Annotated in this window: 23 protein-coding genes and 2 pseudogenes; 13 read left to right on the top strand and 12 right to left on the bottom strand. The window is 54.9% G+C overall.

Annotated elements, in window-relative coordinates; translation table 11 throughout:
- Window positions 1–282: 282 nt before the first annotated feature.
- A complete protein-coding gene (locus PSJE_RS30135) occupies window positions 283–861 on the bottom strand; it encodes a hypothetical protein (protein ID WP_139212710.1) in 579 nt (192 codons plus the stop codon).
- A 152-nt stretch (window positions 862–1,013) separates the two neighbouring features.
- Here PSJE_RS30135 and PSJE_RS00275 point away from each other — a divergent pair.
- Window positions 1,014–1,250, top strand: a pseudogene (locus PSJE_RS00275) (hydrolase); the annotation flags it as partial.
- A gap of 199 nt (window positions 1,251–1,449) precedes the next feature.
- Here PSJE_RS00275 and PSJE_RS00270 read toward each other — a convergent pair.
- The 5 genes and pseudogenes from PSJE_RS00270 to PSJE_RS00250 form a co-directional block, all read right to left on the bottom strand.
- A pseudogene (locus tag PSJE_RS00270) lies at window positions 1,450–3,568 on the bottom strand (TonB-dependent siderophore receptor).
- 312 nt (window positions 3,569–3,880) lie between these two features.
- Complete coding sequence (locus PSJE_RS00265; protein WP_090455903.1) at window positions 3,881–5,227, bottom strand: MFS transporter; 1,347 nt, start codon at window positions 5,225–5,227, stop codon at window positions 3,881–3,883.
- A 70-nt stretch (window positions 5,228–5,297) separates the two neighbouring features.
- A complete protein-coding gene (locus tag PSJE_RS00260) occupies window positions 5,298–6,155 on the bottom strand; it encodes an NAD(P)-dependent oxidoreductase (protein WP_090455905.1) in 858 nt (285 codons plus the stop codon).
- An 11-nt stretch (window positions 6,156–6,166) separates the two neighbouring features.
- On the bottom strand, window positions 6,167–7,168 hold the full coding sequence (locus PSJE_RS00255) for a transketolase family protein (protein WP_090455907.1): 1,002 nt from the start codon (window positions 7,166–7,168) through the stop codon (window positions 6,167–6,169).
- Between the two features lies 1 nt (window position 7,169).
- A complete protein-coding gene (locus PSJE_RS00250) occupies window positions 7,170–8,039 on the bottom strand; it encodes a transketolase (protein ID WP_090455909.1) in 870 nt (289 codons plus the stop codon).
- Window positions 8,040–8,157: 118 nt separating this feature from the next.
- On the opposite strand from PSJE_RS00250, the gene PSJE_RS00245 reads away from it, so the two are divergent.
- Window positions 8,158–9,072, top strand: a complete 915-nt coding sequence (locus tag PSJE_RS00245) for a LysR substrate-binding domain-containing protein (RefSeq protein ID WP_235863948.1) — start codon at window positions 8,158–8,160, stop codon at window positions 9,070–9,072.
- A gap of 418 nt (window positions 9,073–9,490) precedes the next feature.
- On the opposite strand, the gene PSJE_RS00240 is transcribed toward PSJE_RS00245, so the two are convergent.
- A complete protein-coding gene (locus PSJE_RS00240; protein WP_090455911.1) occupies window positions 9,491–10,384 on the bottom strand; it encodes a dihydrodipicolinate synthase family protein in 894 nt (297 codons plus the stop codon).
- Between the two features lie 22 nt (window positions 10,385–10,406).
- Window positions 10,407–11,102: a B3/B4 domain-containing protein gene (locus PSJE_RS00235; RefSeq protein ID WP_090455913.1), complete on the bottom strand. Its 696-nt coding sequence runs from the start codon at window positions 11,100–11,102 to the stop codon at window positions 10,407–10,409.
- A 46-nt stretch (window positions 11,103–11,148) separates the two neighbouring features.
- On the opposite strand from PSJE_RS00235, the gene PSJE_RS00230 reads away from it, so the two are divergent.
- The gene (locus PSJE_RS00230) at window positions 11,149–11,766 is read left to right on the top strand and encodes a helix-turn-helix domain-containing protein (protein WP_090455915.1); all 618 of its coding nucleotides are present in this window, start codon (window positions 11,149–11,151) and stop codon (window positions 11,764–11,766) included.
- A 101-nt stretch (window positions 11,767–11,867) separates the two neighbouring features.
- The gene (locus tag PSJE_RS00225; RefSeq protein WP_090455916.1) at window positions 11,868–12,506 is read left to right on the top strand and encodes a LysE family translocator; all 639 of its coding nucleotides are present in this window, start codon (window positions 11,868–11,870) and stop codon (window positions 12,504–12,506) included.
- 507 nt (window positions 12,507–13,013) lie between these two features.
- Here PSJE_RS00225 and PSJE_RS00220 read toward each other — a convergent pair.
- Window positions 13,014–13,238, bottom strand: coding sequence for a DUF2188 domain-containing protein (locus tag PSJE_RS00220; protein WP_090455918.1), 225 nt, complete (start codon window positions 13,236–13,238; stop codon window positions 13,014–13,016).
- A gap of 732 nt (window positions 13,239–13,970) precedes the next feature.
- On the bottom strand, window positions 13,971–14,909 hold the full coding sequence (locus PSJE_RS00210; protein ID WP_090455922.1) for an alpha/beta hydrolase: 939 nt from the start codon (window positions 14,907–14,909) through the stop codon (window positions 13,971–13,973).
- Window positions 14,910–15,127: 218 nt separating this feature from the next.
- On the opposite strand from PSJE_RS00210, the gene PSJE_RS00205 reads away from it, so the two are divergent.
- The 9 genes from PSJE_RS00205 (at window position 15,128) to PSJE_RS00165 (ending at window position 23,693) form a co-directional block, all read left to right on the top strand.
- Window positions 15,128–15,931, top strand: a complete 804-nt coding sequence (locus tag PSJE_RS00205; protein ID WP_090455924.1) for an RraA family protein — start codon at window positions 15,128–15,130, stop codon at window positions 15,929–15,931.
- 4 nt (window positions 15,932–15,935) lie between these two features.
- Window positions 15,936–16,400: a nuclear transport factor 2 family protein gene (locus PSJE_RS00200; RefSeq protein ID WP_090455926.1), complete on the top strand. Its 465-nt coding sequence runs from the start codon at window positions 15,936–15,938 to the stop codon at window positions 16,398–16,400.
- 2 nt (window positions 16,401–16,402) lie between these two features.
- Window positions 16,403–17,800 carry an aldehyde dehydrogenase (NADP(+)) gene (locus PSJE_RS00195; RefSeq protein WP_090455928.1) on the top strand — a complete coding sequence of 466 codons (1,398 nt, stop codon included), beginning with the start codon at window positions 16,403–16,405 and terminating at the stop codon, window positions 17,798–17,800.
- A gap of 13 nt (window positions 17,801–17,813) precedes the next feature.
- Window positions 17,814–18,107, top strand: a complete 294-nt coding sequence (locus PSJE_RS00190) for a Dabb family protein (protein ID WP_090457919.1) — start codon at window positions 17,814–17,816, stop codon at window positions 18,105–18,107.
- A 53-nt stretch (window positions 18,108–18,160) separates the two neighbouring features.
- The gene (locus PSJE_RS00185) at window positions 18,161–19,447 is read left to right on the top strand and encodes an MFS transporter (RefSeq protein WP_090455930.1); all 1,287 of its coding nucleotides are present in this window, start codon (window positions 18,161–18,163) and stop codon (window positions 19,445–19,447) included.
- A 60-nt stretch (window positions 19,448–19,507) separates the two neighbouring features.
- The gene (locus PSJE_RS00180; protein WP_090455932.1) at window positions 19,508–20,320 is read left to right on the top strand and encodes an NAD-dependent epimerase/dehydratase family protein; all 813 of its coding nucleotides are present in this window, start codon (window positions 19,508–19,510) and stop codon (window positions 20,318–20,320) included.
- Entirely contained in the window at window positions 20,317–21,408 is a 1,092-nt protein-coding gene (locus PSJE_RS00175; protein ID WP_090455933.1) for a mandelate racemase/muconate lactonizing enzyme family protein, read from the top strand. Before PSJE_RS00180 ends, PSJE_RS00175 begins: the two co-directional genes overlap by 4 nt.
- An 87-nt stretch (window positions 21,409–21,495) precedes the next feature.
- Window positions 21,496–22,365 (top strand): aldose epimerase family protein, encoded by an 870-nt coding sequence (locus tag PSJE_RS00170; RefSeq protein WP_090455934.1) that lies wholly within the window; start codon window positions 21,496–21,498, stop codon window positions 22,363–22,365.
- Window positions 22,366–22,418: 53 nt separating this feature from the next.
- The gene (locus tag PSJE_RS00165) at window positions 22,419–23,693 is read left to right on the top strand and encodes an OprD family porin (protein ID WP_090455936.1); all 1,275 of its coding nucleotides are present in this window, start codon (window positions 22,419–22,421) and stop codon (window positions 23,691–23,693) included.
- A gap of 2 nt (window positions 23,694–23,695) precedes the next feature.
- Here PSJE_RS00165 and PSJE_RS00160 read toward each other — a convergent pair whose 3' ends face one another.
- Together PSJE_RS00160 and PSJE_RS00155 are read right to left on the bottom strand one after the other, a co-directional pair.
- Window positions 23,696–25,300, bottom strand: a complete 1,605-nt coding sequence (locus PSJE_RS00160) for an IclR family transcriptional regulator domain-containing protein (RefSeq protein ID WP_090455938.1) — start codon at window positions 25,298–25,300, stop codon at window positions 23,696–23,698.
- Between the two features lie 382 nt (window positions 25,301–25,682).
- Window positions 25,683–26,600, bottom strand: a complete 918-nt coding sequence (locus tag PSJE_RS00155) for a LysR substrate-binding domain-containing protein (protein WP_090455940.1) — start codon at window positions 26,598–26,600, stop codon at window positions 25,683–25,685.
- Window positions 26,601–26,695 lie beyond the last annotated feature (95 nt).

The raw sequence follows: 26,695 nt of genomic DNA, 5'->3' as shown, positions 1-26,695 counted from the left end.
GCTCTCTTTGCCTGAGCGCGCCTGTATTGGTGGAGAGGTACAGTGCTTATTACTTCAAAACAAAACAATGACGATCCAAACTGTGCATAGGTTTGATGATTACGAACAGCTTTACGAGCAAATGTTTGATACTTTACCAAGCCAAGCTTAGTGATTTGCCTGAAGCAATAGCAGATTATCTCGCATGCTGAGAGTTAGAAAATCGTAATAATCATATATTTACGGTTAAAAATAACAATTCTATTCAGGGGAGATGGTGAAAAAGCTGGTCGAATACGCAAATCAATCGTTTAGCGACAGCAAATTTGGATGGACTACACCACTGAATTCGTGAAGAGAGGTGCGTGCGACAACCTTCAATCCTCCTACCCTGCCGCCGCAATGCTCATGGACGAAGCTTTTGATTTGTCGCTCGAAGCCATGAGGAAGGTGTAATGAAATGCTATCGCCGTAAGACAATGAGGCAGGCAACATGTCCGACCCGAATCCATAGTTTGTTACCGCCAAATATTTACTGGCATGAGGTGAATGCACTGACAGAGAGGTAACTTTGGCATTGCGGTTACCGTCCGAAATTAAAGTAACGGCCATAAACCAACCGCCCATACCGTTATCGAGAATCGCAGCGCGTACGTCAACTTTGACGCTTTCGACGTCTTCTCTACGTTGTTTATCTGCAAGCCAAAGCGTCACAAGAACGGCGAAAAGAGCTCCGATACCAGATACCCAATCACCAACGCTTCCCCAATCTGGAACGAATTTGACAGTTGAAGATGGGTTTAGGTTTATTCCTGCCGTGAGCCCTAGAAAGCCAGACACGGTGCATCCAAAAACGAAAAACGCGATCCATACCCACTTCATTTTTTCACCCGTCGTTAGAAATCTCGCACTTTAACATCAAGCGCTCTTTTTAAGCGTCGCTGGCAACGTTCCCAGTTTGGATCTATGTTCACAGCAGCTGACAGCACCCACCGATGTTAACGATTAGGTAATGATTTACGTGCTCTTGGCGGGAAGTGTTCGTGGTGACCGACTCTTCCGGCACGTTTAACACCACTGTGCAGCAGGCAGCTTGAAACCGCTTGACACAGGCCGGAGCTCTAATGATGAACTGGTTTTCGGTGGCCTGTGAGCTACAGCGTGACTGGCGGAACGACATCGAAGGTCTAGGTAACCTCTTATCCCAGCGCATTCCGAACTATCGCAACTTGATGAACAGCTACTCGGCGTTGACTGCACGCCAATCGTAAGTCTGGCTTGGAAACTAAGGCTCGCTTTTGCGGGCTTTGGGCATGGGCTAGACGTGGGAAAGCTTCATAGCGCGTAACAAAAGGGCACTCGATGGGCCCTTTCTTGTACTCAAACCAAAGTCACTTGGTCAGCCAAGACACAATGGTTGCGGAGCCGTGTCGAGCTTTCACAACATGAAATACTCCCCACCGAAGCGAATTACAACGTATATGAAATACCGACCTGCACGGTTCTCGGCGCCCCTGGATAGGCGTAAACGTTGCCAAATGCCCCTTCCTCATAGTCTTCGTCAGTTAGATTTTTCACATCTAGATTGAGCCTGACTTTGTCGTTGACCTTGTAGTAGCTCAGTAGATCGACAACGGTGTAGCTGCCCATCGAAAACGCCGTGTTGGCCGTTTGCCCTGCACGCTCATCGACGTACTTGAGCCCTGTGCCAAGCCCCAGCCCCTTGAATGCGCCATCCTGGAACTCATAGACGTTGAGCAGGCTGAAACTGTTCTGTGGAATGTTCATCAGTCGTGTGCCTGACTGGATGACGTTGTCCTTGGTCACCTCGGCGTCGACATAGGCGTAGCCGCCAATCACCCGCCATTGCGGGGTCAGGTTGCCGGCGACGTTCAGGTCGAAACCTCGGCTGCGCACCTCGCCGGCAGCCACGCTGAAGGACGAGTCCACTGGATCGGTGGTGAGCACATTGCGCTTTTCAATTTGGTAGATCGCCGCCTCGACACTCAACTGATTGTCTAGTGCATCCCACTTGACGCCGAGTTCATACGATTTACCCTTTTCCGGGTCAAAGCCTCCGCCTTGGCGACTGGCACCTGTATTGGGTTTGAACGAGCGAGCCGTATTGGCGTAGAGCGCCACGGTGTCAGTCAGGTCATAGGTCAACCCTACACGCGGGGTCACGGCATTGTCGCTGGCCTCCCAGCTTCTACCGCCTGGCACAAAGGTTTCGTAGTCATGCTTGAAGCGTTCGAAACGTGCTCCGGCCAAGAGCTTCAAACGCTCGGTCAAGGCCACTTGATCCTGGACGAAAGCGGCGTAGGTTTTCGTTGTCGTTGGTCGGGGTGCGGGTCAAGGCTGGACGCGGCTGACCGTACACCGGGTCGAAGATATCGATCGGGTAGGCACTCACCGCGCCGCTGGAGCGCTGAATGATCGACTTGTAGTCGTAATCCTCGTACTCGACGCCGGTCAACAGGGTGTGATCAAAACCGCCTGCGGTGAAATGTCCGGTCAGGTTGAGCTGGGTGTCCTTATCCGTCCACTCCAGCTTGCGGTAGTTGAAGTTACGACCCAGGGTGCGCCCGTCAGCCGCGACACCATTGGCCTCGACGGCATTGCCTGCAAGGGTGCCATCGAGCCATTGGAAACCGCCGCCCAATGTCCAGTTATCGCTCAGCAGGTGTTCGAATCGCAGCTGCGCCATGTTGTTGTCGTTGTGCAGATTGCCAACGTCTTTTTCGCCGAAGAAGGTATCGCGGGACGCAGTGCCAATCTGATTCGAATAGCGCGTCACGCCGCGATCAAGCGGGTGGTTATTGCGCATGAAATCGCCTTCGAAAATCACCTTGGTGTCATGGGTGGCCTGCCAGGCAAGTACCGGCGTTACGCCGTAGCGTTCGGTTTCGACATGATCGCGAAAGGTATCACCGCCCTCACCCACTACGTTCAGGCGATAGGCCAGGCGCCCCTCTTCGTCGAGCGGGCCAGAAGCATCCAGGGTGCCGCGTTGCATCCCTTGGTCATCGAGTTGGCTACCCAACGTTACCGTAGGAACGGCCAGAGGTTGTTTGGAGATGACGTTGAACGTGCCGCCGGGATCGCCTCGGCCATAGAGCATGGTCGCCGGCCCGCGCAGCACTTCGAGCCGCTCGATAGTGTTTGCATCCGGCATGTTCGGATAACCACGGTTGATTGGAAATCCGTTGCGGTAAAACTCGCCGGTAGTAAATCCACGAACCGTGAACGTAGTCAGGCCCTGGCCGCCAAAGTTATTGGCCCGCCCCACCCCGCCGGCGTAATCGAGCGCGTCCTGCAATCGGGTGGCACTGATGTCCTCCACAACATCCTTGGGCACCACAGTGATGGATTGTGGTGTTTCGTGGATTGAGGTATCTGTACGCGTTGCGCTGGCCGAGCGCGTCGCACGATATCCATCAACCGGCCCCAAGGCCGTTTCAAAGTCAGCTGTGCCAACGATGTCTGTCGCTTGTAACTCCAGACTGGCTTTATCGATTATGGCTTGCTCCGCCCAAGAGGATGCGGAAATCGCCTGAAGCATACAGATAGAAACCAGAGTACGACGCATTTTGGAAACCTTGAGAAAATAGCCAAATGGAACGGCATACGTGCCAATAAATTGCGGCGCATGGTATACCACGTCATCAGCATTCGATACGTATTCGCATCTGTATTTTCTGAACGCTACCTTCGGTTGTACAAATCGCTATTCGAGAACAACTGGAAAGCATCGCTTGAAGAAACAGGGGCGCACAAAAAAGGGCCCTGGGAAGGCCCTTTTTTGTACTCAAACCGATAATCACTTGGTAACCCAGGGCTCAACCGTCGCGCGGCCAGAGAACCAAAGTGACTGCCGGCCTTCCGTTGACCGGCATGTCAATCAGTGACGCACTGCTGCCGTTGCGAGGACATTACCCTTGCCCACAGGGGGCGACTCGCCCAAGGCCTCCACTTTAACTGGGGCTGTCTCACGCATCTTGAGCGCACACATTGTTGAGATTACGCCAAGCAGACTGAAAAGAAGCGCAGGGCCAATCCAACCGACCTGAGAGAACAATGCAGTGGCGATGAAAGGGAGCGTGCCTGCGATGAGAGATGCGCAGTTATAACCCAGCGAGATACCGGAGGAGCGCACTTCTGGGGGGAATTGCTCGGTGAACCAACTCGCTTCGACTGCAAAAATCGGATCGTGACTGAGGAGCAGTGCGATAGCCACCGCAGCAACAATCATGACGACAACACCACTGTTGATCATCATGAACATCGGTATTCCAAACGCTATCGTGAAGATAGTACCTAGGAGGAATACGGGTTTACGCCCAATTCGGTCACTCCACGCCCCATAAAGCAGATGACTTACCAATCCCAATGCAGAGCCGATCATAGTGCCCCACAGTACGTTTTCTTTCGGGGCAACGTTCGCCAAAAGGACGTAAGAAAGCATAAAGCTCGTAGCAATATAATACCCACCTGTTTCCGCCAGTCGAGCGCCGGCAATTTGCAGAACTTTGCGCCAGTCTTCGCGAATTACCTGCAATGCCGGTTGTTTCACCAAGGTGTTATCAGCTTTGGCCTTTTCGAAATCTGGGGACTCACTCACGCCAAGACGGATGTACATCCCCACGCCAACCATCACCACCGAGACCAGGAAAGGAGCGCGCCAGACCCAGTCACCCTCAAACAGGGCTGTGGACACAAGGAAAGCTCCGTTTGCCATCAACAGACCCAAAGGGATGCCAATTTGCGGCACCGCACCGAAAAACCCTCTATGGTGCGCTGGGGCATGTTCACATGCCATAAGGACGGCACCGCCCCATTCGGCACCAAATCCAATGCCTTGAATCATTCGTAGAAGGATCAGAAGAATGGGAGCAATTACACCGACCTGCTCGTAAGTCGGCAAGGCGCCAATGAGTACCGTTGCCCCGCCCATCGCCAGCAGCGACCAAAGTAGAACAGTCTTGCGGCCCAGGCGGTCTCCGTAGTGACCGGCTAAATAGCCTCCAAGCGGGCGCATGAAAAATCCGACCGCCATCGTCGCGAACGCGGCGAGAATGCCTACAATAGGCTCGGTGGTATGGAAGAAAACTTGGCCGAACCAACCCGCTGCAGCAGTGCCGTAGATAAAGAAGTCATAACTCTCAACTGCCGATCCGATCATCGAGGCAAATGAGACCTTACCCGCCTTGTTTTTAGGCTGAGATGACGCCGTATGAGTATTGCTCATGGCAGACTCCGAACATTTATTGTTTTTGTAAGTAGGTAGCCGCTAGGACTACCCTTCGTTAATCGTCTTTTCAGGCAGTTTGATGCTCCCAGGTTTCGATCACTCGGCTGTCATCCCGCCGCCCCAGACCTGTCTCAGAAGCTTGCAAAAAACGCGTGTGGGCGATGTCGAGAAGTGGGACTTCCGCACTGCAAGCTTTAGCCGCCTCGGCAACCAAACCGCTATCCTTGACGAAGATGTCTACCATGCTGGTCACGCGGGTGTCGGTGCCCTCGAGCATGCGCGGCCCACGATCTGATAGCATCCAAGAACCACCAGCTCCGTGTTGAACCAGATCCAGTACATGCGCTTGATCTAGCTGAAGCGAGCGCGCAAGACTAAGCGCTTCGGCAGCAGCTACCAGGTGCACTGAGCAAAGGTGTTGGTTCACCACTTTAATGGCCTGCCCGTCCCCGATTTTCACGCCAGCAGCTTTCACCTGACCCATAGCACTTAGAACCGGTTGAACATAGGCAATCGCCCGCTCCGATCCGGACGCAAAAATGAGCAGGCTGCCTGTTTGCGCGCGAGCAACTCCACCCGTGACAGGTGCATCCACGACCACTGCGCCCTTCGCTTCGAGCTTCCTTGCTTGCTCCCGGACTGCAGCAGGGCCCACGGTACTCATGATGATCCAGTGTTGCCTTTGCCTGACCTCATCAAACTGCTGTACCAGCGCGGCCAGCTGCGATGGCGTGGCGACCATGACCACCACCGCATCCGCATCGACCGCTACCCGCCAATCTGCCGTAGCCTGTATGCCTTGCGCCTCAGCAGCCACTTGCCCGGCTTCACTCAGTTCCACACCCGCTACGGTATGCCCGGCCTTCTTGATTTGACCGGCCATTGGCAAGCCGATGGCACCCAAACCTATAAATGCGACTTTCATGGTTATGCTCCTCAGCCGAGCCAGACACGAATATTCGCGGCCATGGTTGCTGTCGAAATACCGTATCGATCATGCAGTGTGGGCAGCGCTCCGGCATCTAGGAAAGCGTCCGGCAGAGCGATCTGCCTGAACTCCGGATGCACTCGCGCCTTCAACAAGGCCAAAGCAACCGCCTCGCCTAGCCCACCTACAGTGCTGTGATTCTCGGCCACGATGACGAGCCTTCCGCTGCGACGGCACTCTTCAATGATCGTCGCCTCGTCCAAAGGTTTGATAGTCGGCACATGAAGCACTGCGACGTCGGCGCTGCCATCTCCCAGAAGTTCAGCGACCTCCAAGGCGCGCATCGTCATGATGCCGCTGGAGATAATCAGGACGTCCTTCCCGCCCCTAAGCAGCTTCGCCTTGCCGAGCTCAAATCGATAGTCATACTGATCAAGCACCAGTGGTACCTTACCCCGCAGCAGGCGCATATAAACCGGCCCGTTGTAGGCTGCAATCTCAGCCACCGCTTGAGCGGTATCCAGCGCATCGCAGGGATCAATCACAGTTAGACCCGGAACGGCACGCATCAGGGCAAGATCATCTGTCGCCTGATGGCTTGGCCCGTAACCGGTGGTCAGGCCTGGCAGTGCAGCGCAGATCTTCACGTTGAGGTTTTCTTCTGCGATGACTTGGTGAATAAAGTCATAAGCCCGTCGAGTGGCGAACACAGCGTAGGTCGTCGCGAAAGGCACAAGACCTTCCTTGGCCATACCGCCAGCCGCAGCCATGAGCAGCTGTTCAGCCATACCCATCTGGAAGTGACGCTCAGGGAAATCCCGAGCAAAGATATGCAGGTCAGTGTACTTGGACAGGTCAGCCGTCATGCCAACGATACGGGAGTCCTGCTGCGCAGCGGCGACCAGGGCATGCCCAAACGGAGCTGCTTCGGTGCGCTGCCCCTCACTGGCGATGGAGGCGATCATGGCAGAGGTGGTCAGGCGTGGTTTTTTGTTAGCGTCGGCGCCCATTTTAGAAGCCCCCCTTCTCATAGTTGGCATCAAGCACGCTCAGCGCGGCTTGCCACTCGTCTTGGTCAACGCGGATAAAGTGGTTCTTCTCGCGGGTTTCGAGGAAATCAACGCTCTTGCCCATTAGTGTGTCGAACAGGATCACCCGTGGCTTGAGTTCTGTCAGAGACATGGCATTGTCGAACGCGGTGACGACCGCAGCGAGGTCATTGCCATCGACACGCTGGACGTGCCAGCCAAATGCCTGCCACTTGTCGACCAGTGGTTCGAATTCAAGAATCTCGTGAGAGTTACCGTCTGCCTGCTGCTTGTTGAGATCAACCAACGCGATCAAGTTGCTGAGCTTGTGGTGAGACGCCGACAGCGCGGCTTCCCAGGTGGAGCCCTCATCCAACTCGCCATCGGACATTGAATTGAAAACCCACGCTGGGTTGTTTTTCAGGCGCAGGCCCAAAGCCATGCCGACCCCGATTGGCAAACCCTGGCCCAAGGAACCACCGGACATTTCCATGCCAGGGGTATAGGTGGCCATGCCGGACATGGGGAGACGGCTGTCGTCCGAACCGTAGGTTTCCAGCTCACTTTCGGGAATGATTTCGGCTTCGAGCAATGCGGCATACAAAGCGATCGCGTAATGGCCGTGAGAGAGCAGGAAGCGGTCGCGGCCTTCCCAATGCGGATCAGCCGGACGAATCTTCATGGCATGGCAATAAGCAACAGCCAGCACATCGGCCCATCCTAATGCTTGGCCCACATAGCCCTGCCCTTGGACTTCACCCATGCGCAGAGCAAAGCGGCGGATCCGCCATGCGTGATATGCAACGCGCTGGAGCGGGGAAACCGCTTCGGCGTCTTGAGGAATTATTGTCATTATCGTTCCTGCGTGCTTGTTGAAATTGGCCACTGATTAGTGTCATAAATTCATCAGTTCCACTTGACCAAAAGCTATCACCCTGATCTCCGACCGGACAAAGGATATTTTTGCAGTCATGAATGAGCCAAATTCACTAATCGTCCAGCTAAGACGAATTCCACTTGCATCGCTGCGCGTCTTCGAAGCAGCCGGCAGGAGCGGCTCCTTTGTTCAAGCGGCGAAAGAGTTGGGGTTGTCGGCAAGTGCCGTTAGCCACTCGATCAGGAAGCTGGAAGATCTCATCGAAATTCCATTGTTCGAGCGCACGACGAGGGAGGTGAATCTGACCGTAAAAGGACGCGCCTTAATGGAATACATCCAACGCGGTCTTGAGGAAATGCATCAAGGATTGGCACTCATCAAGAGCGAGGAACCTCGCCCGCTGCGCCTGCACACCGCACCCAGTTTTGGCACACAATGGTTAATGCCCAGGCTTGCGCGATTTGTGGAACAGCACCCGGACGTAGACCTGAGATTCTCCGCCAGTACGGATTACGCTCAGTTTGAAAACGATGACTTCGATCTGGATGTGGTGTACGGCGAGCCGCGCTCTACGCTGAACGAGAAAGTGCCTCTTGCCGTAGAGCATCTGACACCGCTTTGCAGCCCTGCTCTAGCCGAACGACTGACCAGCGCCCAGGACTTATATGGGCACCGCCTCATTCAGTGCGATATCCAGATGCTTCAATGGAAGGGCTGGTTTGAAGCCAACCGGCTGGTCGCCCCGCACAACTATGCACTGCGTTTTGACCGTAGCAATATGGCTATTGCGGCAGCCGTGAACGGGATGGGAGTTGTTCTCGAGTCAACGCTCTTGGCGCAGAACGAATTACGCTCAGGCACGTTAGTCGCCCCATTGAGGGAATCCACGCACGACATCCAATATGTGGGCCATTATTTGATTTTCCCCAAGCGCCGCACACGTCATCCAGCAGTCGAGACCTTTAAAAAATGGCTGCTAGACGAACTGGGGCTTTCACAGCAAAGTTGAAGCTGAGGGCATAAAGTTGCTCGGGGCCAGATGGGGATGACGACGCCGGCAGCCGCAAAACAGTGCAATAGAATTCCCACATGTCGCAGCAAATCGTTTTCGACGAGAGCGATAACACACGCAAGAAATCTCAACCATTTTTTGCCCGCGTCTGATTCTGTCCGCCGTTTTTTGGGCCATCGGCAATCGCCAATGGCTCTGGAGTCACCGGATGCGCCAAAGCGTGAGCCCTCGCAGAAACTGTTGGGATAATGCGCCGATGGATCGAGTGTTTCTCAGCGAAAAAACCGAATAAATACCGACCGTCGAGCCCCGGGATTAGTTGACCTCTACATTCCCTCATCCACCTCGTTGCGCTTGCTCGCTCTAATATGGGTTCCATCGTTGCGGCAGTGCCCGAACCCGCCGGCAAGATTTTTCAGGTCAATCCAAGTTCGTCAATTACCTTGGCAATTTTCTTCCGTCCTTCGCCACTGATAGTTCTAAGAGGTAGGGGCAGACTCGGCATGGTGGTGAACTGACGGAGCTCAGCCGCCGTTGCAATAACCCGGTAGCTACCACCGAATTCACGGAACAACGACCATAAAGGTTGCAGCCGCTCAGAAAGACGGCTTGCTTCTGCGGCATCCCCAGCAAGGGCAGCGTCAGTGATAGCTTTTGCAGTGATGGGGAAAAGGCCAGCTATGACGGAATACCAGACCTCACATCCCGCATTCAGGCCAGTGGCGGCGAATGCATCCCCACTCACACCAATGGTCACGTGACCTGGAATGACTGCTCGAAGACGATCAACCCGAGCCTTGGCCTCGTCAGGAGCGTGAGGGACACCTGGAATCTTTATAGAACGGACGTTTGGTAGATGGGCAATTCGTCCATGAAGCTCATCGTTGAACTCAAAGTGAGTCGTACCTGGATTGTCGTAAACGCACAAAGGAACAGAGATGTTGGAGCTGACGGTCTCATAGAGCGAGTAAACGTCGTCGTCCGTCAGCTTTTGATAGGAAACCGGCGGAAGCAACAATGCTTTAACGCCTGATTTCTGCGCATCCTCCGCCAGCAATAGCACGTCACGCGTACGCAGGGCCCCGATACTCACCATGACGGGAATATCACCTGCAATCTCGACTGCGAGTTGAGCAACACGCTGACGTTCTGTTCGGGACAGGTATGCGTAACTGCCTGTTGACCCTAACGCGCCTATCGAAGACACCCCTGCAGCAACAAGGTTTTCCACGAGATGGGCGAAGGCTTGCTCGTCTACCCCCGATTCATGCATCGGGGTTAAAGGGAATGCGCTAAGTCCGTTGAACATGATTCATCTCTCCGTCCGGGATTTAAGAGGCCTTAGCCTCGATCAGAGTGCTCTCAATTCGGGCGCCGGGCATCATTAGCTCCAGTCCCTCAATCAGCTTATCTCCAGCTTCTGTCAGGGCCTCTAGCGGCATCGCCGGCAGGCTTTCCAGGATGAACCACATGTGCTTTGCGTCAGCATTGAGCCTAGTACGAACACCCTGACGCCAATTCCACCGACGACAAGTGATGCCCTGATCATCCCGCCAAACGATTTCGCCAGGGTCGGCAAATTCCTGTGCCGGTACGCCTTCTTTCATGGTGTCGAACACTTCAGTACCGTCAGCAGCTACTAGACGCGGAGAGCCCACATAGGCCTCTGCATTCTCCCCTCCAACAGGGATTGCATATTCGATACTGATGGCGTTGTAGAGATCCACTACGGGATCAATGCTGGCTAGACTACCGTCGCGCAATACGCGCTTGCGCAGGGCCTCGGCAGAGCACGGAGTACGTTGTGGCTTAGCGCCGAATTTACGGAAGACATCTGCCCAAGCTGTGAGGTGAGCTTCTGCCCAGCCTACATCGCCCGATTGGACTGATTTACATGCCTGAGTCAGGGCCTTTGAGGCGACGTCACGATTGGTTATTGGAGCAGCTTCAACCACAATGCTTAACGCTCTGAAGCCGGGCGCCAGATTGGCTACGTCTTCGCTAATTGACGGCAGTACGGACAGCATCAGAGAATCCCCTAAGCCCTTAAATTGAAAATCATGCTAGCTACCAATGACCAATAAAGTCAATATATCGACCGAACCAGGCGCTGACGTTCAGACGGTCAGTGAGGCGGTTTCGCGCAGGCTCAAACAAGAACGGCAGAAGCAAAAGATCACGTTGGACGAGTTATCTCGGCGTTCCGGCGTGAGCAAGGGGATGGTGGTTGAAATAGAGAAGTGCACCGCCAATCCGAGCATCGCTATCTTGTGCAAAATCGCGGCTGCGCTTGGGCTGTCAGTGGCTGACGTGGTGAATGTGGCCGACACACCATTGGCTCACCTGATCAAGAGCCACGACATTCCTACGCTCTGGACAGGGCCATCCGGGGGATCCGCCCGCCTCCTCGCAGGAACTAGGGGCCCAAACATGCTAGAGCTGTGGCGATGGGAGCTGTACCCCGGTGAAACGTTCGCTTCCCCAGGACACCCTCAAGGCACAACTGAACTGTTCTATGTCGAGTCAGGGACGCTTCATCTTGAGGTAGGCGAAACTGAACTGATCATTACTAAGGGCAGCGCAGCAGTAGCCAAGACAGATGTACCCCATAGTTATTCGAATAATGGGAAGTCCAAAGTGGTGTTCACCATGTCGGTAACGGAGCTACACCGCCCCACACGAGAACTCTAATACTCAGTGGCTTGCGGGACTTCAGTTGCCCTCGGTCACGTCCTGAGCTGTGGCGTGGCTCCTCGGAGCTAGCAGCCTGGCGCAGATTCACAAGGGAGAAAATGAGCGTGATCGATATCCACAACCTACTGATTGTCTTCACCGCATACATCATCGGAGCCGCGAGTCCTGGCCCTAGCAATATGCGGATCATGGGCGTTGCCATGAACCAAGGCCGACGGTCGGCTTTGTCGCTCGCGGCAGGTGTTATCAGTGGCTCGTTCTTCTGGGGGATATTGGCAGCCACCGGCGTCTCAGCTGTGCTAACGCAATATGCGCAAGCGCTCGTCGTCCTCAAAGTGGCAGGAGGGCTCTACCTCCTCTTCCTGGCCATTAAAGCTGGTCGATCCGCACTGACTACCGACAAGCAACTTGCAGAGCAGGTGGCAGTTTCCCCTAGCGTAACGGGCTTCAAGCTCTATCAGCGCGGCCTTCTGATGCATCTCACAAACCCAAAAGCATTGCTGGGTTGGGTGGCTACGATGACGCTCGGGCTGGGCCCCGAAGCATCCTCTATGACAGTCGCAGTAATTCTGGCGGGGTGCGCCATGCTCAGCATCACGATCTTCTGTGGTTACGCCATCGTCTTCTCTACCGCCCCCATGGTACGGGGTTACCGGAAGGCTCGCCGCTGGATCGAGGGTACACTCGCGACAGTCTTTGGAGCCGCTGGATTCAAGCTGCTACTTGCCCGCCCCTGATTTCCGTACAGCTCGCGCCTCCGGACAGTTGTTGGAAAGTTAGCTGACTGAGACGGGATCACGTAGTGGTGAGACAGCACTATGAGCCGGCAAATGCCGGCGATCTGGTGATGGTGACAATACAGTTACCTATTTTGAATCAATGCGCGCATGGCTCGTTCGACAGCCTTGTCGGCCAAGGTGACCGGATCGAAGAACCCAATCGGCTAACTGTTCCCGTACACAGTGGAAAAGCTCGGTTGGATGCGGTTTGCCATCGTAGGTGTAAACGGCAAAAAGACTCAGATGCATGATGAGTACCTCTACAGGTGGCCGACTGCTTCACATACCATCCTTCGTTGGCCATCGCGCGATTGGGCATCGATAGCAGCCGGAAAAAGAACGCTCGGGCGACATCCGTGTACCTGCTATTGACCCAGGTGCTGATGCCTGGCGCAATGGAAAGGTAATTCAAATCGAAAATTCGACTTGCCGTCCGCATCAGCACTGAATCATCAGGATGACTGACTAGCCTTTGGATTTTCGCGGGTCAACACTACGAGGAAAGGTTCTTTCTTCCTGAATAGTCCCGTCCTCTTTGTGAATCTTCAGCGACGCAGTTTTGCCCTGAAGGAACTCACCCGCCAACGCGGTGATTTCAGCCTTGGTCGAGGCCGTCTTCGACGCCCTTTGCGCGCCTTCCTTTGTCAGTGCCCAGAGCTTGTCGGTCTTGGTGATGTGATAATTGTCCATCCGATCTCCCAGCGCGCTGCGCGCATCTGCAATGTGGTGATCGGTTGACCTCTACACTCATAATGAGTTTGAAAGACTCCTCGCTGGCATGCCTAGGAATCAAAGTTCCTTCGATTTTTTAGGCGCAATCACGGTTACTCTAAAATCAAAAGCTAGCCGCGACTGCGTCGCAAAAAAACGATCTCCCCCCAGCCCCTGCCGGTAAAGCTACCTACCGCTCTTCCCTTCCACTCACTTCACTATAGATTTCCAGAAGGGCAAGGCAAAAGCGAAAGCTGCGGCGAAGCATTCGAGTCGATTGCCCCAAAGCCTGTGGAAATCTGAAAAAACGGAGCGGATGGAGATCCCTGCTTTTTTTGGTATCAAATATAACAACTCCGTTTCGTTTTTTCATTTTCAAGGGGGGGCGCAAAATATATTTTGTAACAGACGTCCCAGCGCCGCTTTCCTTGCGCTTGAAGATAGGTGGGAAGGAACGTATTTGGGTAGAACAGCGTGGCGCAGGTGAGGTTGGAAATGTTCGCGGCGCGCAGGCGACGATCAGCCGGAACGAAAATTTTATCAACATGACGATGGCGGTACTTTGGACATCCCACTGAGTAGGTCTTGAGTTTGGTCGACTAGCTGAACGCATCACGCTGTTGCAGCTGGTCAATTCCGAACAAGTGGTCTCCGCCACGTTTCACGCTTTCTGCCCGAAATTGACCAGTCACGCACTTCAGCGAGCTTCCATTAGCTACGGTGGTAACAGGCCATTGAATTACGCATCCATTCGACCAGGACATCGTAGAACTCTTCCACCTCAGCAACTCCAGAAGCACGAAGACTTGCATGAACTAATCCTCGGCCTATGTGCAAATGAACGGGCACACCCGCTTTTCGAAGCACTTTCGCATACGCAATTCCATGGTCGAACAGCGGGTCATACTCAGCGACGCCAATGAACGCCGGAGCCAAGCCTGTCGCGTTGTCGATTTCCAGCGCGAAGGCTCGGGGGTCGGCTTTGCGTCCCTGTCCGGGAACGTAGCTTTCTAGCGAGGCTAACAAACCTGCGGTAGTGAGCATGGGAGCCTCTGCGTGTGTCTGCATAGAGCGCAGCTCGACGCTAGCGGTCAAAACCGGGTAGACCAAAGCTTGGAGCTTGGGCTGCGGCAAATTCATTTCCCTTAGAGCCACGCACAGACCTGCAGCCAATGAACCACCAGCACTATCGCCCGCAATCGCAAGGCTGTCCTGATCTAGCTGAGGGAAATCACCGCGACTTAAGGCGTGCCAAACCTCCAGCCCATCTTCAAGGGGGGCTGGGAACGGGTGCTCAGGGGCTAGTCGATAATTCACAGCCACGATCGCTATCGGGATGCGACGTAGCACCGCATACGCAAACCAATCATGAGTTGCGTGACTTCCCATACTCCAACCGCCGCCATGGAAGTACAACAAGGTAGGCCAACCTGTTGATGGTGCGGGTGCTTCGGGTGAGTAGATGCGAATGGCCAGACCATTGATTTCGTCATCTTCAAGTTTGATTCCACTTGGTCTAGCTGGGGTGAAGTACCGACAAGCTTCAGCGAAAGCCTCACGGCGGTCAGAGATTGCATCACTTTTCGAGACGAAGCCCGCACTCTCTTTTACGTAGGCTGCCAATGCGGGGGCGAGGTTGTAATTGGCCATTGATGGTATTCCCCATGTGAAAGTCCCGCCCAGCCTAGCGAGATCCCCGAGTTCCGGTGCTGCTCTTAACCGGCTCGTCTTTGGTGATTCTCGCAATGTGGGACACAGCAGTGGTTCTCACGACGATCTCATTTTGTCCTACCAGCACCTGCCCATAGGATCAGCTACCAGTCGCCGGCCAAACGAGCCAGCCATCCAATGCAGTCTGGAGAACAAGAATGGCAATCCATGAATACGCCGAGGAATACAACAACGGCGAGAAACGCAATGTTGCTGTTAGTGATGAGACGCTCGAAAAACTTTCCCGTTGTTCCAGTGGGTCTCTGACCACACAGCTGTTTAAACGCGGTTTTCGTCAACCGGCATTCGTCGGTCTTCGCGCCATGTGCGCTCAGGCCAAGCCCTTCGCCGGTCGCGCTTTCACGATGCGCTTTATTCCCGCTCGTGAAGATATCGATACCTACGGCACCATGACGACCAAGCCTAATGGCGACAACCTTCAATGGCAGGGCATCGAGCAAGTGCAGGCCGGTGATGTGCTGGTAATCGATAGCCGCAATGATCCGGCAGCCGCATCAGCGGGCAATATCCTTGTTACGCGTCTACTCGCACGTGGCGCTCGTGCCATCGTGACTGACGGCGCTTTGCGTGACGGGAGCGAGATCACGGCGATGACTCTGCCAGCCTATGCACGTGAGATCACTGCCACAACCCGCATCTCCTACCACCACGTTGCCGATCTACAGGTTCCGATTGGCTGTGCCGGTGTTGCCGTGTACCCCGGCGATGTCATCGTCGGTGATGCCGACGGCCTGACTCTAGTACCGGCCTACCTCGCAGAAGAGCTAGCAGACGTCTGCCTGGAGCAAGACGACATCGAAAATTACCTTGCTATGCGAATTGCATCCGGTGAGGCCCTGTGGGGTGTCTATCCACCCAGCGCAGATGCAGTTGCGGCCTATCAAGACTGGGTTGCGTCAGGCCGTCCAGCCATCCCATCGATCATTACCAAGAAGGATTGAGACCATGGCAGAGCATAAGCACGCGCAAACTATTCGCCGTTACTTCGACGCCTGCAATGAAGCGGACTACGACAAGCTGGTGGCCTGCTTCACCACCGATGCAGTGCATTACTTCCCAGACGGCTTACCCGACATCCCTTGGCGTACCGCCGACACAATCGCTCGCAAGTGGCAGTGGTGTGTGGAAAACCTTGGCTCTCAGTGGACAATCGAGAAGATCCTGGTCAGCCATGACAGTGATGAAGCCGTAATTGAGTGGACTCACTGGAAGAGCAAGCTGGGCACGGCGTTGCGCGGGGATGAATGGTACATCTTTGATGAAGATAGCGGCCTGATCAAAGAGATCCGGGCCTACTACGCCTCTCCCGCCGATAAACAAGTGACCATCAATGAGTTGATTAGCTTCGACTACGCAGGCCGTGGTTATCACCTGGAGCCGTTGGCTCACTCCAAAGCCAAGGAGATCTGATCATGACTCAAGTCACTACCCATGCCTCAGTCGATACAGCAGTGAACCAGGCCGCCGAAGCTGCACCTTACTGGGCTGAATCCAGTGTCTCTACTCGCGCTGCGCTACTGCGTGGACTGGCTGAAGCTCTGGAAGCTCATAAGGCCGATTTGGTCGCTATTGCTGACGAAGAAAGCCACCTGGGCTCGGCACGCCTGACAGGAGAGATTGCGCGTAGTGCGTTTCAGCTGCGTGGGTTTGCAGAACATCTTGAAGCGGGCGCCGCTCACAAGCGCGTCGTGGACGAAGCGATTGCCGGAGCACCACCCGCTGGCCGACCTCAACTGACTCGCGTCCTGCGACCTGTTGGGCCAGTGGCAATGTTCTCCGCCAGCAACTTCCCATTTGCTTTTTCGGTGCTTGGCGGAGACACAGCTTCTGCTTTGGCAGCAGGTTGTCCAGTCGTTGTGAAAGCTCACTCAGGGCACCCTCGCCTTTCAAAGGCCGTTTTCGATTTGGCCCGCCAAGTAGTTCTCGCTCAACAACTACCTGAAGGTCTGCTGACCCTCATTGAAGGGGCTTCACGGGGCAGTGGCGGGTATCTCGTACAGCATCCCGAGATCAAAGCAGTAGCGTTTACCGGCTCATATCAGGGTGGAACAGCATTGTGGCGCTTGGCCAACGAACGCCCGGTTCCAATCCCCTTTTTCGGCGAGTTGGGATCAATCAACCCATTGGTGGCATTGCCCGAAGCGTTGGAGGCTGACAGCCAGAATCTGGCAAACACCTTGGCCGGCTCAATCACAATGGGGTGTGGGCAGTTCTGCACCAGCCCTGGCGTTATCGTGGTTTTGAAGGGTGGGAGCACAGAGCAATTCATCTCGCAGTTGGGCGACGCACTTAAGCCTATTCAAACCCACGCGATGCTCACGCCATCCATGCGTGAAGGCTTCGAACATGCCAGCTCAGTGGTCGCAGAACACGCCAAGACGCAGTTGGTCGGTACCGCTGGCCCAGGCCCGGCTCCACGGCTTTATCGGACTGATGCGATCGCCTTCATCGCAAGCTCACAGCTTCGCGAGGAGATGTTCGGGCCGGCTGCAGTAATCGTTGAAGCTTCCAGCCTAACTGAGGTCGAGCAGGTACTCGGTGCAATCGGTGGAACCCTGACCACAACGCTCTGGGGAGCCAGCGATGATACTCCAGCTAATCGATCCTTGGTGCGTGCTGCAGAACGCGTCTCCGGTCGAGTGTTGTTCAAAGGAGTTCCTACTGGCGTTGCCGTTTGTGCGGCTCAGAACCACGGCGGCCCATGGCCTTCGTCGACGGCGCCGCAGACCACGTCAGTTGGATACGCGTCACTGGAGCGCTTCCTTCGTCCAGTTGCCTTGCAGGATGCCCCTGCTTGGGCACAAGCGTAAGGAGGTCGTCCTGATGATGCGTCATATTGTTATGTTCCGCCGCCTACCCGATGTACCAGTTCAACCACAACTTGAAGCCGAATTGGTGGAGCGCATGCGAACACTGCCCAATTACATCGATTTCATCCGTGACTGGCATGTAGAGACCAACGAACTCGAACGCTCTATCTGTTGGGACTATCTGCTTGATTCCAGCTTCGACAACGCCGAGGCCGTAGAGCGGTACCTGCCGCATCCGGCGCACCAGGCGTTAGTGAAAGACCTCAAGCAATACTTCGAGTGGGCGGCTGTCGACTACACCGCCTAACGCTCGCGACAATAACAACAGACGCGCCTCAATGAAGGCGCGCGGAGACAGAAATGAAAAATAAGAAGCCCTATCGCTGGACGATACTGGCAATGCTGTTCGTGGCGATGGTCATCAACTACGTTGACCGTGCTGCGCTTTCCATCGCGATGCCCTTCATTACCCAGGAATACCATCTGACGCCCTCGGAAAAAGGCCTGATCTTCAGCAGCTTCTTCTTCGGGTATGCGTTGTTCTGCTTCGTCGGTGGCTACCTAGCTGACCGCTTCGGGCCAAAACGCGTATTGATCTGGTCGATGAGTTTTTGGTCGGTGCTGTGCGGGTCTACTGCCCTGGCGTTTAACTTTTGGTCGCTGCTGATCGTAAGAGCTCTTTTTGGTGTAGGTGAGGGCCCCGTCAGTACCACCGCGAACAAGGCCATCAACAGCTGGTTTCCGATCAAGGAACGCGCACGTGCCATCGGCTTTGCCCAAGCTGGTGGGCCGCTGGGTGGCGCACTCGCCGGGCCTATCGTCGGCTTCTTGGCCTTATGGCTAGGGTGGCGAGTTGCGTTCGTCGTTATCGCAGTGTTCGGCATCATCTGGGCACTGGCTTGGTGGCGTTTGGCGACTTCGACCCCAGTTGAGCACCCCAAGGTTGGTCAAGAGGAGCTGGCTTTGATCAATCTTGATCGTGAAGCTCCTGTGCAGTCTGCAAGTGAGGCCCCCAAAACGCCCGTGCTTGATGTGATTCGCCAGCGCGCGGTGATCGTCATGGGACTTTCGCTGTTCTGCTACAACTACATCCTTTACTTCTTCATGACCTGGTTCCCAAGCTATCTAATCGATGCAAAAGGGATTGATCTCAAGTCCATGAGCATCGTCACCGCCCTTCCCTGGTTCGTAGGAACTTTGGGATTCATCGGCGGCGGATTTTTGATCGACTGGGTATTCAAACGTACAGGTCGGCGCCTGTTTTCGCGCAAGGTCGTATTGGTGACATGTCTGCTCATCTCTGCGGTTTGCGTAGGACTTACCGGGCAGCTCAGTAGCGTGACCAGCGCCGTGGTCGTCATGACCATTGCAGTCGGATTCCTGATGCTATCTGCACCTGCCTATTGGTCGATGATTCAGGACGCGGTGCCCGATCATCAGGTTGGTACCGCCGGCGGCTTCATGCACGGTCTCGCCAACCTGTCGGGTATTGTCGCGCCAACAGCGACAGGCATGATCATTCAGTCCACAGGAACCTTCGGTAGCGGGTTTGCTCTTGCGGGCATTCTGGGTGTCATCGGGGCGGTTATTGTGGCGCTTTTTGTCACCAATAAGGCCGTTTCAAACCCGGTGCTAGCAACGGCTTGAATTCAAGAAGCTGAGCTCGTTAAACCTGGCTCAGCTCCTTGCAGAATGAGGAAACAGTTTATGCAAACCTTGCTGATTACCGGAGCTGCGGGCATCGTTGGTACAGCCCTTCGTCCCTTACTGCGTGAGCACTACACGCTCAGACTGCTGGATCGTCGCTCAGTGGGCTCGCTGCACTCAGACGAGACAGAGATCGTTGGCGACTTAACAGATCCTGCCCTAGTGGAGCGCGCTGTTGAAGGTGTTGATGCAATCCTCCATCTAGCCTGCGCTCATGGAACAGAAATCGCATTCCAGACCACGGTTGAACCTAATTACCACGCAACCCTTTACCTACTCGAAGCCGCACATCGCCATGGTGTCAAGCGGTTCATTTTCACCAGCAGCCACCATGTAATCGGCCAGTATCGTACCGACGCTGCCGAGACTTTCGACGACATGCCGCCGGCCCCCGACAGCTACTACGCGATGAGCAAGGTGTTCGGCGAAGCGGCCTGCGCTGCATTTACCCAGAGATATAATCTGGCAACATTCGTGATTCGTATCGGTAATGCAGATGTTCAAGTCGCTGACGCCCGTAGACTAAGGATGTGGACGAGTGCGCGCGACCTCGCGCAATTAGTCCGAATTGGCTTGGAGCACCCCAAGATTCGACACGAAATTGTCTACGGCGTATCAGAGAGCCCCAATCCGCTGTTCCACAATCGTCAGGCAAGAGCTCTAGGTTACCGCCCTCAAGACAATGCAAAAGACAATCTTGCTTCAGGATATTTGGCCTATGAAAAAATGGATCCTGCATGCTCGGGCCGTGATCATGTTGGCGGCGCCTATGCAGGAAACAAACTGGTGAGCCTTTTGGGTGCGCAGTCATGAAGATCACGAGCCTGAAGACCTTTGTAGTCGAAATCCCTTTCCATGACGGCGGCAAGGAAAAGGTCATCACCCCTCTGACCTGGCATACGCTGGAGAACGTTCTAGTTCGCGTTGAGGACGAGCTTGGAAACGTGGGATGGGGAGAGGCCTTTGGGTACTTCGTTTCAAGTTCAGTGCAGGCCATGATCGATCGCCTGATCTCCCCACTCATCGTCGATCAAACGGTGAACGATATTCCAGCCTGGAACCTCAACGCCCAGCTCCGGCTACACATTTTTGGTCGCTACGGCGTCACCATGTTCGGTTTATCGGGAGTCGACATGGCGCTGTGGGATTTGAAGGCTCGCCGTGAAGGACTTCCGCTACATGGATTGCTGGGTACAACCGCACGCGATTCGATTCCAGCGTACGCAAGCCTTGTCCGGTACAACGATAGCGTTATCGGGCCAGCCACGTGCGAGCGCGCCCTGCGCGAGGGTTTCACCACCATCAAGCTGCATGAGAACTCACTCGAAGAAATCGCCGCTTGCCGTCATGCCATCGGTGACGAAGTTCCGCTGGCCACCGACGTCAACTGCTCATGGACTGTCGACGACACCCGTGAGTGGCTTCCAGCGCTGGCTGAGCTGAATCTCGCATGGTTGGAAGAGCCAATCTTCCCGCCTGAAGACTTCGCGACGCTCTCCAGCTTGCGCGGCCAGGGCGTTGCCATCTCGGCAGGTGAAAATTGGTGCACCGCCGTTCAATTCGAGAACGCCTTGGCGTTGAATGCGGTCGACTCAATTCAACCCTCGGTTACCAAAGTGGGTGGCATCAGTGAGTGTCTTCGGATCGCAAAACTCGCAAGCCGATATGACACCCTAGTCTTGCCTCACAGCCCGTACTTCGGCCCGGGCTTGTTAGCCACGCTGCATCTCGCAGCCGTGCAAGTAGAGGTGCCGTTAGTCGAGTACCACTACGTTGAAACGGATGGCTGGCTCTACGACGTCAAAGGCCTATTGGATGGTGGATCGATGCAAGTCCCAACCGGCCACGGCCTGGGCCTTGATCTGAACTTGGGCGTTTTTGAGCAATTCCTCAAGAATTAAACACCTTCTCCTAACGAACTAAACCACTTCCTCCTGCGCGCAAAGTGCGCCGGATGGGACGTTGCATGCCCGATTTCAGGAGCATCCATGAAACGTGTTGAACTCAAGAATAAAACTTGGTCTCTGGCACTCATTCCCGAATGGGGCGGTCGGGTCGCGCTACTGCAGGCAACCGGATTGGATATCGTGACCCCGATCACTTCGGAATCCTTTGATCCCGTCGCTTGGCCAAAAGGTGGGATCTATCCACTCATGCCTTACTCCAACCGCATTCGGGATTCCCGACTGGCGCATGGTGGAATCACTCACGCCCTCCCTCCCCATCCTGCAGTTCTTCCTCACACCCTGCATGGCGTTTCCCAAACCTTGCCGTGGCTGGTCGTCAACCACAGCGAACGCAATGCCACGCTTACCTGCAACTACGACGGCGAGCATTGGCCTTGGCCTGTGCGTTTTGAACAGCAATTCACACTCAACGATGATCAGTTACACATCGAAATAGCTGTAACAAATCTCGGGAATTCATCAATGCCCGCAGGTTTGGGTCTGCACCCGTATATGCAACGCCATGCAGGGATGCACATGGAGCTAAACCTGGGTCGATCTTGGGAGATCGACGAAGCCTACCTCCCAACCGGAGTGGCTCATTCCAGGTACCAATCGGTGGTGATCAGTGAAGACATAGAGGAAAAGCTCGCCCTTTATGGATCTGATTGGGACGGCCAACTGAAGGTGAGCTATCCCGAAGGCCAATTGACCTTGCAGACGCAGGCGCCTCTGACCCACTTCGTCGCATTCGCTCCGCTAGGCGCTCCTTACGTTTGCCTTGAGCCGGTATCGCATCTTGCGGATGCCTTTAACAGTCCCCTGAGTGAGTGGGCTGCCCAAGGCACGCAGGTTCTAGGGCCCGGAGAAACCTTGGCCGCAACACTGAATTTCACTTGGCGACCTAACTGAATTTGCCGGTTTACCTGCAATGCAATGCCGACCACCTAAGGAAAATAATAAGAATGAAATGTTGCCAGCTCCGCTCATCTTCCGTTCCACTTATTACCCTGGTTGCATCTGGGCTCATCCCTACTTGTGCCCAAGCGGATTTCGTCCACGACAGTAAAGCAGCGCTGACGATACGAAACTTCTACTACAACCATGACCTGCGCGATTCGACGGCTCCTGCACAATCGAAAATAGAGGAGTGGGCTCAAGGATTCATTTTCAAGGCTCAATCTGGTTACACCGACACGCCGATTGGATTTGGGGTGGACATGTACGCAGGACTGGGCCTAAAGCTGGACTCTTCTCCGGATCGTAGCGGTAGCGCCCTCCTCCCGGGTGCCTACGATCGCGCGGGCGGGCCACGTAACGCAGATCCTCGATCGGTCGATGAGTACTCCGAAGCAACAGCCGCAGTGAAAATGAAGATATCCAAAACTGAACTGAAGGTGGGTGGACTCTTTCCGAAGATCCCATTGGTTTATGCCGGCGACTCCCGGCTGCTTCCTCAGTTTTTCGAAGGTGCAATGCTCGACAGCAACGAGATCGACCATTTCACTTTTAGCCTCGGCCAGATGAGGCAGGTCAACTATCGAGAGTTCAGCGGTTCGCGCGCCATGCAGACCGGCAACTACCTCAACGTCACCAGCGATCGCTTCAACTACGTCGGCGGTACCTGGTCGCCCGAAAGCAGCATGTCACTCGGCATATGGGGCGGACGCCTTGAAGATGTTTATCAGCAAGTACTCTACACAGGAACCAAGTTCGTAGACGTAGCCGGCTGGAGACTGTCTGGCACCCTCAACTATTTAGACAGCGATGAAAGTGGCACTGCGCGTGCCGGTAACCTGGACAGCCGCATGGCATCTGGATTGGTGAGCGCAGCCTACGGTTTTCAGAAGGTCACTCTAGGCTATCAATACAACGCGGGGGATAGTGCTCTGCCTTTCCTTCACGACACCGACCTGCCAGGAGTTGCCAATGCCATCCAGGTGCTGCGCTTTGATCGTGCTGGCGAGCGGTCTTTGCAAGCGCGCTATGACATCGATTTTGCAGGTCTGGGTGTGCCAGGCCTGACCGCATTCGCGCGCTATGTGCACGGTGAGGACTTCGAAGTGAAGGGCCAGCCAGGCAAGGAATGGGAACGGAACATCGACGTGAGCTATGTGATTCAAAGCGGCCCACTAAAAAACCTGGCACTGCGCCTGCGTAACGTTGAAATCCAGGGAGATGCCACAGGACGACGCGACGAGAATCGCGCCATCATTTCATACACGTTCGCGCTGAAATAGGATCAAGCTGGCCCACGCGTGATAGCCGCTGGGGTACCACGGCTATCTGCTGGCGTGCTCATGACAGTGCCCGACCAAGGCGCTGTTTTTAACGCATCACGGCTGACCGCCTGGCGCGCCGAGGTGATAAACAGGGAGGCACCATCAACGCCTCCAAAGCAGAGATCCGTGGGTGACGAGACAGGCACGCCCAACATCCGCTCCAGATTCCCTTCTCGGTCGAATTTAACGATACTCCAACCGCCAGAGAGCGCCGTCCAGATGCTTCCTTTTTCATCCACAGCCAGGCCGCTCAACAAACCAGAACCCTTTGGAAGCGTCGCAAATCTACGGACTTGCCCTGCGCGCTCCAGTCGGAAGATCGTCCCTGAATCGGCAGCCAGCGCAAAAAGCTGGCCATTCTGAGAATCCCAAGCAAGTGCACTGACAGCTTCGCTAAATTGCCAATGGCTATTGAGCGTTCCGTCGCGTTTCACTTCGCCAACCTTCCACGCTCCGCCGCTCATTCTAGTCGCCGCCCACAGCCGGCCATCTCGATCAGTGCAAATGCACGCGGGGGCACCGAAGCCGTAGTGACCTCGGGATCTGACTGCCCCATCAACGATGAAGAAGAACTCCTCGTCAGCGGCCACGAACAGGCCATTGGAAGTCAGCTCCATGCCGCTGATTGGCCGCTCAGACTGAAAGATCTTCTCGGTGCCTTTATCGTCATGGCGATAAATCGCGGGCCCTAACTTGTCGGCCCAATAGAGACACGACTCCCGCTCGCTCCACCTCGGCAGCCCTCCCAGGAAAGCCCACCGGTCACTGAGAGGCTGCAAGACATCGGGATTCGAGGGGTTTTGCCGCACTGCCAACTGACTGCCAACCCTCTGCGCCGAAGCCGCAACCTCTGGGCCGATCAGCTCAAGGCGATCACGATCCAGACGATAGGCAGGGCCTGCGATGCTCAACGCGCCACGTACCTGACCCGAACCATCCACGACAGGGGCAGCTACACACCGAATGCCCATCGCGATTTCCTCATCATCGATGGCATATCCACGCGCGCGGGTAACTTCAACTTCGATAGCGAGTCGATGTTTATCAGTGATCGTCAGAGGGGTCAGGGGTACCAACTGCATGCGTTTGATGAGGTCACGGCGTTCACCCTCACCCATGGCGCTCAGGATGGCCTTGCCCTGACCTGTGCAATACATCGGCTTGCTCTGGCCCATGGCAGCGGCGGAGCGGTGAGTATGAGCACCATCACAACGTTCAAGGGAGAGAACTTGATCTCCCTCTCGGATAGCAAGATATGCGGTCTCGCCAGTAAGGTCTCGCAACGATCTCAGTTCGAAGCTAGCTGCGGCTACCAAATCTGGTTCCAACCAAGCACCCCGAACCATCTCCAAATAACGGAAACCCAAACGGTAGCGTTTACTTGTTGGATCGCGCCGAACCATCCCGCGATCGACCAGTAGGCCAAGTAATCTGTAAAGCGTTGAGCGCGGAAGATTTACTCGGCCAGCAAGAAGCTGACTATCGAGTCCCTCAGGTGCTAGCCCGATAGCTTCGAGTAGATCAAAGGCTTTTTCTAATGATGCGGTGCCTTTGCCTGCGTCCATCGGAAACCCCTCATAGTTTCTTAGGAGGAATATCATAATATGGGAGATGATTTTTACATCAATGCCGGAGTTCGCAGTACCAGTCTCACATTACAGGACAAGGGTACTCAGCCCACCCCGCGCTAGTGGTTTAGCTAATCGCGGTTCACCTACGCAATCAGGAAATTGCTAAGCAGCAGCCAATACGTGAAGAGGCGTGGGAATGCCTCGTCGGCGAGCTGAAGGCGGCACTACGTGAGGCCAGGTCGCGCATAGGCGAAAAGTGCTGAATACACCTTTTGCTGAATGGTGTGGCTCTCTGAGAGATCAACAATTGATGCTCTTTCAACGCTCAGTCCAAGACGAAGAAGTATCCCTCTCTAGCGTTCCATCTCGGCACCGCTCAGTACGCGAACTCATGTCCCAACTCACTTTCCATCCACTCTAAAAAGCGCCGCACACGCGGAAAGCCGGAATGCGCCTTTGGAAACACTAAATGGTGAGCGGCCACTGGAGCGCTGAGGGATTCTGGCGCAACTTCTACTAGCGCTCCGGACGCGAGGTACTTTTGCGCGAGCAGCGTACTCTCCAACGCGAATCCAAGCCCATGGCTGGCGGCCTCAAGTGACATATAGGATCGGTCGAAACTCAACGTGTAGGGTCTTTCCGGTCGAGCCAAACCATGTTGGGCGAACCATTGTGGCCACTTCAGCAGTGTGGCTTCAGACAGTACCAAATCACAATCGAGTAGATCCGACGCCACTCGGACAGGTCGTTGCGTCAGCAATTTCGGTGATGTCAGTACGGCGAATTTTTCATTTTGAACCGTGCGAACCTCATAGCTTGGCCAATTGGGCATTCCATGGCGGATATCCACATCAATCTTGTCCCGGCTGAAGTGCAGTGACTCGTAAGAACATGACAAGTTGAGCTGGATATCGGGATGACTTGCACGGAATGCTTCCAATCGCGGCATCAACCAGAGCAGGCCGAAGCTGGGCGATGAGTGCAGCCGCAGACAATCGAGACTGACATCGCTGGCCGCGCGTTCGGTTGCCACTGCAAGGCTATGTAGGATCCCGGAGACTTCTTTCAGGTACTGCTCCCCCACCGGAGTGAGGGAGACACCACGGGCCGCTCGAACGAATAATTGCCTGCCTATCATCCCCTCAAGCTTGGCCAGTTGGTGACTCACAGCTGATGGCGTTAAATCCAATACTTCCGCCGCCCTGGCAACATTCCCGAAGCGCGCCGTTTGCTCGAAGGCCTGAATTGCTCTCAGCGGTGGCAGGATAATTGGTGTATCAGCATCTGTGCGCATGGCACCCCCACTGCATTTTTACGATTATTGGATTTGTCTTTCATTCAATCACCTGACAACTGCATTGACGAGTGCTGAATTTTTTTCAGCATCGA

The sequence above is a fragment of the Pseudomonas jessenii genome, from assembly GCF_002236115.1.
Classification (GTDB): Bacteria; Pseudomonadota; Gammaproteobacteria; order Pseudomonadales; family Pseudomonadaceae; genus Aquipseudomonas; species Aquipseudomonas jessenii.
The sequence above is the reverse complement of the archived record's forward strand: the minus strand, read 5'-3'. Positions and strand labels throughout refer to the sequence as shown.

Excerpts from the sequence above, each read along its gene's own strand:
- PSJE_RS30135 (WP_139212710.1), bottom strand. The coding sequence starts at position 861 with ATGAAGTGGGTATGGATCGCGTTTTTCGTTTTTGGATGCACCGTGTCT.
- PSJE_RS00265 (WP_090455903.1), bottom strand. The coding sequence starts at position 5,227 with ATGAGCAATACTCATACGGCGTCATCTCAGCCTAAAAACAAGGCGGGT.
- PSJE_RS00260 (WP_090455905.1), bottom strand. The coding sequence starts at position 6,155 with ATGAAAGTCGCATTTATAGGTTTGGGTGCCATCGGCTTGCCAATGGCC.
- PSJE_RS00255 (WP_090455907.1), bottom strand. The coding sequence starts at position 7,168 with ATGGGCGCCGACGCTAACAAAAAACCACGCCTGACCACCTCTGCCATG.
- PSJE_RS00250 (WP_090455909.1), bottom strand. The coding sequence starts at position 8,039 with ATGACAATAATTCCTCAAGACGCCGAAGCGGTTTCCCCGCTCCAGCGC.
- PSJE_RS00245 (WP_235863948.1), top strand. The coding sequence starts at position 8,158 with ATGAATGAGCCAAATTCACTAATCGTCCAGCTAAGACGAATTCCACTT.
- PSJE_RS00240 (WP_090455911.1), bottom strand. The coding sequence starts at position 10,384 with ATGTTCAACGGACTTAGCGCATTCCCTTTAACCCCGATGCATGAATCG.
- PSJE_RS00235 (WP_090455913.1), bottom strand. The coding sequence starts at position 11,102 with ATGCTGTCCGTACTGCCGTCAATTAGCGAAGACGTAGCCAATCTGGCG.
- PSJE_RS00230 (WP_090455915.1), top strand. The coding sequence starts at position 11,149 with ATGACCAATAAAGTCAATATATCGACCGAACCAGGCGCTGACGTTCAG.
- PSJE_RS00225 (WP_090455916.1), top strand. The coding sequence starts at position 11,868 with ATGAGCGTGATCGATATCCACAACCTACTGATTGTCTTCACCGCATAC.
- PSJE_RS00220 (WP_090455918.1), bottom strand. The coding sequence starts at position 13,238 with ATGGACAATTATCACATCACCAAGACCGACAAGCTCTGGGCACTGACA.
- PSJE_RS00210 (WP_090455922.1), bottom strand. The coding sequence starts at position 14,909 with ATGGCCAATTACAACCTCGCCCCCGCATTGGCAGCCTACGTAAAAGAG.
- PSJE_RS00205 (WP_090455924.1), top strand. The coding sequence starts at position 15,128 with ATGGCAATCCATGAATACGCCGAGGAATACAACAACGGCGAGAAACGC.
- PSJE_RS00200 (WP_090455926.1), top strand. The coding sequence starts at position 15,936 with ATGGCAGAGCATAAGCACGCGCAAACTATTCGCCGTTACTTCGACGCC.
- PSJE_RS00195 (WP_090455928.1), top strand. The coding sequence starts at position 16,403 with ATGACTCAAGTCACTACCCATGCCTCAGTCGATACAGCAGTGAACCAG.
- PSJE_RS00190 (WP_090457919.1), top strand. The coding sequence starts at position 17,814 with ATGATGCGTCATATTGTTATGTTCCGCCGCCTACCCGATGTACCAGTT.
- PSJE_RS00185 (WP_090455930.1), top strand. The coding sequence starts at position 18,161 with ATGAAAAATAAGAAGCCCTATCGCTGGACGATACTGGCAATGCTGTTC.
- PSJE_RS00180 (WP_090455932.1), top strand. The coding sequence starts at position 19,508 with ATGCAAACCTTGCTGATTACCGGAGCTGCGGGCATCGTTGGTACAGCC.
- PSJE_RS00175 (WP_090455933.1), top strand. The coding sequence starts at position 20,317 with ATGAAGATCACGAGCCTGAAGACCTTTGTAGTCGAAATCCCTTTCCAT.
- PSJE_RS00170 (WP_090455934.1), top strand. The coding sequence starts at position 21,496 with ATGAAACGTGTTGAACTCAAGAATAAAACTTGGTCTCTGGCACTCATT.
- PSJE_RS00165 (WP_090455936.1), top strand. The coding sequence starts at position 22,419 with ATGAAATGTTGCCAGCTCCGCTCATCTTCCGTTCCACTTATTACCCTG.
- PSJE_RS00160 (WP_090455938.1), bottom strand. The coding sequence starts at position 25,300 with ATGGACGCAGGCAAAGGCACCGCATCATTAGAAAAAGCCTTTGATCTA.
- PSJE_RS00155 (WP_090455940.1), bottom strand. The coding sequence starts at position 26,600 with ATGCGCACAGATGCTGATACACCAATTATCCTGCCACCGCTGAGAGCA.